This is a genomic window from Luteibacter sp. (assembly GCF_051958795.1).
In the GTDB taxonomy this organism is placed as follows: domain Bacteria; phylum Pseudomonadota; class Gammaproteobacteria; order Xanthomonadales; family Rhodanobacteraceae; genus Luteibacter.
This window is the reverse complement of the sequence record NZ_JBQCFT010000065.1, coordinates 1-6,290: the sequence shown is the minus strand read 5'-3', so window position 1 is coordinate 6,290 and position 6,290 is coordinate 1. Positions and strand designations below refer to the sequence as shown.

The window sequence follows — 6,290 nt, the reverse complement described above, 5'->3', positions numbered from 1 at the left end:
GCACGGGCCAGGGCCAGGTTGCGCTCGTCATAGCTGGGCTGGTCGCCCACGCGCGGCGCGGCGGCCTCCACCAGCATGGCCGGGATACCGGCGGTGTCCAGGGCAATGGCAAGGCTGGCGCCGACCAGGCCGCCGCCGACGATGAGGATGGGGGATGCAGGACTCATGCGGCGCATCATAACGCCGCGACGTGCACGCACCGTGGGTGCGGCGGGCCGCCGCAGGCTAGAATCGGCCGATGGGCAACCGACTTTCCAAGATCTATACGCGTACCGGTGACGATGGCAGCACCGGCCTGGGCGATGGCAGCCGTACCGGCAAGGATTCCCTGCGGGTAGCCGCTTACGGCACCGTCGATGAGCTAAACAGCACGCTAGGCATGGTCATCGCCAGCGAGGGGACCAGCGAGGCGATCCGCGAAGTCCTTGTCCAGGTGCAACACGAGCTGTTCGATCTCGGCGGCGAGCTGTGCATCCCCGGCATGGCCATGGTGCATGGCAAGGACATCGACCGACTCGAAGAAGTGCTGGACGCGTTCAACGCCGACCTGCCCGCGCTGAAGGATTTCATCCTCCCCGGCGGGGGCATGGCCGCGGCCACCTGCCACGTGGCCCGCACCGTGTGCCGCCGCGCGGAACGCGAGGTGGTGGCGCTGGCCCGCGTCGAGGAAGTGCGCCCTGAAGCGCAGCGTTACCTGAACCGCCTTTCAGATTTGCTGTTCGTCCTGGCACGCGTCCTGGCCCGCCAGAGCGGGCACGGCGAAGTGCTTTGGCAGCACGAACGCCGCCCGCGCGGCTGAGCGGGCGGTGTAAGCTCAAGGGTATCGGCCCGGCGATCACCGCCGCGCCCTCGCCAGGGGTTCGAGCTTATGCGTGGAGTGCCATCGTGCGATGCAGGCGGCGATTCTGCTAAGTTGGCCGCCTTTCGAACGGACCAGACCCCGCCCGTGACGCCCCGCATCAGCATCCTGCCTAAACGCCGCCTGCTGGCGACCGCCGTCGCCCTCGTCGTCTCCGGCACCGCCTGGCAGGCCCAGGCACAATCCACCGCCGCCTCGGCCCCCACCGCCGTCAGCACGTCACGCAGCCGCGAGGCGAGCGATGTGGTCACCTGCCCGCTCGGCTCGTTCGTGTGCGCACCGCGCCCGGTGAGCTACGCCATGTGCAGCCCCAACGCCATGCTGGACTTCTACGATCCCACGATCACGAAGGACACCACGCTGCGCGATACCGCCGTCACCGATACCGTGTCGAACATCAACGGTACCGAGGGCGTGAAGGTCGAGAGCCCCGAACCGAACATCTACCACATGACCGGCGGCGTGCGCCTGCAACGTGCCGACCAGGTGCTCCAGGCCGAGGACGTCACCTACAACGCGGATTCCACCGCGTACGACGCGAAAGGCAACGTGCGCTACCAGGAAGCCGGCATGCTGCTGCGTGCCGACCGCATGACCGGCACGACCACGCCGAACCAGGGCGATGCGGACAAGGTGACCTACCAGCTGCTGCAGTCGCGCGGCAATGGCGTGGCCGACCATGCGACGGTCACCGACCCGATGCACGGCCGCATGCGCATGGCCACGTACTCGACCTGCGACGTGGGCAAGCACCAGTGGGAATTCCGCGCCAAGACGGTGAACCTGAACAAGGACACCGGCGTGGGCGTCGCCCGCAGCGCGACCATGCGCTTCAAGGGCGTGCCGTTCATGTACCTGCCCTACTTCACGTTCCCGCTGGATGACCGGCGCAAGAGCGGCTTTCTTTACCCGACTTTCGGCTCGTCGAGCCATGCGGGTACGTACCTGTCCACGCCGTACTATTTCAACATCGCACCGAATTACGATGCGACCGTAACCCCGACGTACTACACCGAGCGCGGCCTGATGCTCGGTGCCGAGTTCCGCTACCTGCTGCCGAAGTCACGGGGCACGTTCAACGTGCAGTACCTGGGCAACGACAAGGGCCAGGACACCGACTTCTCGCAGTTCGGCGACCGTGGCGACGCTAAGCAGCGTTACCTCGCGCAGATCACGAATTCGACCAACCTGGGCGGCGGCTTCTCGCTGTTCGCCAACATCAACCGCGCGTCGGATAACGAATACTTCCGCGATTTCGGCAACGACCTGTACACCTCGGCGGTCGGCATCCTGACCTCCAGCGTCTACGTGTCGAAGGGTGGCAAGTACTGGTCCTCGTCGCTGGGCGTCGATGCGTACCAGAACGTCGACCCGGGCCTGCCGAATTACGTGGAGCCGTACAAGCGCTGGCCGCGCGGCACGTTCAACGCCGAGGTCCCGCTGAATTCATGGCTTGACGTAGGTATCGACTCGGAGGCGGTGGCGTTCCGCAAGGCCAACCGCAATCCGTACGGCAACCAGCTCGATGGCAACCGCCTGGACCTTGCCCCATATATCGCGGGCGATTTCGGCGGGCCGTTCTGGTTCATCCGCCCGCGCGCCGAATACCGCTTCACCGGGTACCAGCTGAAAAACGCCGACTACAAGAGCACGTTCCCGGACCGCACCCCGACGCGCTCGCTGCCGATCGCCAGCCTCGACACCGGGCTGATCTTCGACCGCCAGACCCATCTCTTCGGCTCGGATTACACGCAGACGCTCGAGCCGCGCATCTACTACCTCTACGTGCCGTACCGGAACCAGGAAAAGCTGCCGACGTTCGACACCAACGAGATGTCGTTCGACTTCTGGCAGCTGTTCACCACCAACCGCTTCGCCGGCGCCGACCGCCAGATGGATGCCAACAACGTCACCGCGGCGCTGACCACTCGCCTGCTCGATGACAACGGCGTGGAGCGGGTCTCGGCCAGCGTGGGCCAGATCCGTTACCTGAGCGACCAGAAGGTGCAGATGCCGGGCGTGCTGCCCACGGACTACAACGGCTCGGATTACGTGGCCCAGTTCGCCGTGCAGCTCAACGACAAGTGGCGCCTGAACAGCTCGTACCAGTGGAACCCGAACGACAAGCAGCGCGTCTATCCCAACCCGGATACGGGCCTGGGCGGCTTCCAGGGCCATGACACCGACCTGGCCACCGTGCAGATCCAGCGCCGGATCAAGGGCGACGGCATCGTCAACTTCTCGTACCGGTACCGCCGGAACGTGATGGAACAATTCGACACGTCCGTGGTCTACCCGGTGTCGGAGCGCTGGCGTGCCCTGGCGCGCTGGGTCTTCGCCCGCCGCGACATCGTGCCGGTCACCCTGGACAACGGGGCCTCCTTCACCACGTTCACGTTCTCGCACCGGACCCTGGAAGCCGCCGCCGGCGTCGAATACGACAGCTGCTGCGTCGCCTTCCGTATCCTTGGCCGCCACTACGTCCAGGATTACACCCGCCGGACGAACAACGCGATCATGTTTGAGCTGGAATTCAAGGGGCTGGGCTCGCTCAATCCTCAATCGGGCCAGTACCTGCGGCGTGCTATCCTTGGCTATCAATAAATGGGGCAGGCGCCCCGGGCTCCCTATTCGATGAAGCAGATCCTCGTTTACTCCGTGCTCGCCGCCGCCCTCCTGGCGGCCGTGCCCACCGCCCACGCACAGCTGATGCCGCAGGCCCAGGGGGCCAGCGGTGCCAGCGGCATCGCCTGCCCGGGCGCGCTGGACTGCATCGTCGCGGTGGTGGAAGAGGAGACGATCCTCAAGAGCGAACTGGATGCCGCCATCGCCGCGGTGACCAAGCAGTACGCCCAGAACCCGGGCCAGCTGCCGCCCGCGAACATCCTGGCCCGCCAGGTGCTCGATCGCCTGATCCTCATGAAGCTGCAGACGCAGCGCGCCGCCGACCAGAACATCCACGTCACCGACCAGGACGTGGACCAGGCCGTGGCCAACGTCGCCCAGCAGAACAAGATGTCGGCCGACCAGCTCCAGCAGGCGGTCACGCTGGATGGCATGAGCTGGCAGGGCTTCCGCCAGCAGATCTCCGACCAGCTGATCACCCAGAAGCTGCACGAGAGCGTCGTCCGCGACCAGGTCACGGTCACCGATGCGGAGGTCAACAACCTCCTGGCCAGCCCGACCTACAAGGCGGGCGAAGTGCACCTGGCCCACATCCAGGTCAGCACCCCGGCCGAAGGTGGCGCGAACGACATCGCCGCGGCCCAGGCCAAGGCGGAGAAGGCCATCGCCGACATCAAGAGCGGCAAGGACTTCAACGCCGTCGCCATCCAGTACTCCGATGCGCCCGACGCGCTCGACGGTGGTGACCTCGGCTGGCGCCGCCTCGACGAAGTGCCCCCTGCCTTCGCCGATGCCGTCGGTTCGCTCAAGCCGGGTGAATCCACGGCTGCCCTCCGCGGCCCCACGGGCTTCCACATCCTGAAGCTGGTCGATACCCGCCAGCCGGGCCGCCAGGTCGTCACCGAGTACCACGCGCGCCAGATCCTGATCAAACCGTCGGAGATCGTCACGCCGGAGCAGGCCGAGAAGAAGGCCCAGGACATCTACACCCAGGTCACCGAGAAGAAGGGCGACTTCGCCAAGCTGGCGAAGGACGACTCCAAGGACACCACCACGGCTAATGCCGGCGGTGACATGGGCTGGTTCCAGAAGGACGCCTGGGGCCAGGCCATCGCCACCCAGCTGGATGGCCTGAAGGAAAACGAAGTCTCGAAGCCGTTCCAGACCGATGCCGGCTGGATCGTGATGCAGCTCCTGGGTACCCGCCAGAGCGACGTCACCGAGGAATCGCAGCGCAACCAGGCCCGCCAGGCCATCGGCAACCGCAAGGCTGACGAAGCCTACGAGAGCTACCTGCGCGAACTGCGTTCGTCGTCCTTCGTCGACATCCGCGTCCCGGAACTCAAGGATCCGGACGACAAGCAGGCCTCGGCGACGACGCCCGCCTCCAACTAAGGGCATGAACGCGACCACCCTGCCCAGGCTCGCCGTCACCGCCGGTGAGCCTGCCGGGGTCGGTCCCGAACTCCTTGCCCGCCTGGCGGCCAGCGACCTGGCCGCCGACCTGGTTGCCATCACCGATCGCGGGCTGCTCGAGCAGGCTGCCGCCGCGTGTGGTGTGACGCTGCAACTCAGCGACGATGACGGCCAGCGCCTCACGCACCGCCCCGCTGGCCACCTGCGCATCCGCCATGTACCGCTTGGCGCCCCGGTGCGCCCCGGCCTACCGGACCCCGCCAACGCCCACCACGTGCTCGAGATGCTCGCGATCGCCGCGGATGGCTGCCTTTCGGGGACATTCGATGCCGTGGTCACCGGCCCGGTGCAGAAATCCACCATCAACGAAGCCGGCATCGCCTTCAGCGGCCACACCGAGTTCTTCGCCGAGCGCGCAGGGGCCGAGGTGGTCATGATGCTCGCCAGCCCGGAACTCCGGGTGACCCTCGCGACTACCCACCTTCCGCTTGCCGCCGTGCCCGCCGCGATCACCCCGGCGCTGCTCGAACGCACCCTGCGCATCGTGCACGGCGCCTTGCGCGAGCGTTTCGGCCTTTCCCAGCCGCGTATCGCCGTGCTTGGCCTCAACCCGCATGCGGGCGAGGGCGGGCACATGGGCCGCGAAGAGCTCGATACGATCATCCCGCTGCTCGAGCGGCTGCGCGCCGGTGGCATGGACCTCATCGGCCCCCTGCCCGCGGATACGGCCTTCGTGCCGGCCATGCGCCCGCGCTACGACGCGGTGCTGGCCATGTACCACGACCAGGCCCTCCCGGTGCTCAAGAGCGAAGCATTCGATCGCACCGTGAACGTCACGCTGGGCCTCCCCTTCATCCGCACGTCCGTCGACCACGGCACGGCGCTCGACCTGGCCGGCACCGGCCGAGCCGATCCCGCCAGCCTGTTCGCCGCCACGCGCCTCGCCATGGATCTCGCCCGCCCGCGGGCCGCCGTATGAACGCACGCCCCAAAAAGAGCTTCGGCCAGCACTTCCTCCACGAGAAGCGCTACATCGAGCGCATCGTCTCCTCCATCGCACCGAAGGATGGCGACACCGTCGTCGAGATCGGCCCCGGCGAAGGCGCCATGACCCTGCCGCTGCTGGCCGTGGCGAAGAAGCTGACCGCCATCGAGCTCGATACTGACCTGATCCCGGGCCTGCAGGAGCGCGCGGCGCCCATCGGCGACCTGCGCATCGTGCATTCGGATGTGCTCAAGGTGGATTTCAGCGCGCTGGCGAAGGAACTGGGCGCGGAGCGCCTGCGCATCGCCGGCAACCGGCCCTACTACATCTCCAGCCCCATCCTGTTCCACTGCGTCGAACACGCCGCGGCGATCCAGGACATGCATTTCATGCTGCAGAAGGAAG

General features: G+C 66.8%; 6 protein-coding genes. 5 read left to right on the top strand and 1 reads right to left on the bottom strand.

Annotated features, from left to right (window positions below; genetic code table 11):
* The coding region (locus ACTHLF_RS03700; protein ID WP_440324974.1) for an FAD-dependent monooxygenase at positions 1 to 179 on the bottom strand (179 nt) is incomplete at its 3' end.
* Between the two features lie 59 nt (positions 180 to 238).
* Here ACTHLF_RS03700 and ACTHLF_RS03695 point away from each other — a divergent pair.
* From ACTHLF_RS03695 to ACTHLF_RS03675, 5 genes are all read left to right on the top strand, one after another.
* On the top strand, positions 239 to 799 hold the full coding sequence (locus ACTHLF_RS03695) for a cob(I)yrinic acid a,c-diamide adenosyltransferase (protein ID WP_440324972.1): 561 nt from the start codon (positions 239 to 241) through the stop codon (positions 797 to 799).
* Positions 800 to 946: 147 nt separating this feature from the next.
* The gene (locus ACTHLF_RS03690; RefSeq protein WP_440324970.1) at positions 947 to 3,463 is read left to right on the top strand and encodes an LPS-assembly protein LptD; all 2,517 of its coding nucleotides are present in this window, start codon (positions 947 to 949) and stop codon (positions 3,461 to 3,463) included.
* 30 nt (positions 3,464 to 3,493) lie between these two features.
* Positions 3,494 to 4,879, top strand: a complete 1,386-nt coding sequence (locus ACTHLF_RS03685) for a peptidylprolyl isomerase (protein WP_440324969.1) — start codon at positions 3,494 to 3,496, stop codon at positions 4,877 to 4,879.
* A gap of 4 nt (positions 4,880 to 4,883) precedes the next feature.
* Positions 4,884 to 5,879 (top strand): 4-hydroxythreonine-4-phosphate dehydrogenase PdxA, encoded by a 996-nt coding sequence (gene pdxA, locus ACTHLF_RS03680; RefSeq protein WP_440324967.1) that lies wholly within the window; start codon positions 4,884 to 4,886, stop codon positions 5,877 to 5,879.
* On the top strand, positions 5,876 to 6,290 hold a 415-nt coding region (locus ACTHLF_RS03675; protein WP_440324965.1), incomplete at its 3' end, for a ribosomal RNA small subunit methyltransferase A. The genes pdxA and ACTHLF_RS03675, both read left to right, overlap by 4 nt.

Coding starts and splice junctions, on each gene's coding strand:
- ACTHLF_RS03695 (WP_440324972.1), top strand. CDS start 239: ATGGGCAACCGACTTTCCAAGATCTATACGCGTACCGGTGACGATGGC.
- ACTHLF_RS03685 (WP_440324969.1), top strand. CDS start 3,494: ATGAAGCAGATCCTCGTTTACTCCGTGCTCGCCGCCGCCCTCCTGGCG.
- pdxA (WP_440324967.1), top strand. CDS start 4,884: ATGAACGCGACCACCCTGCCCAGGCTCGCCGTCACCGCCGGTGAGCCT.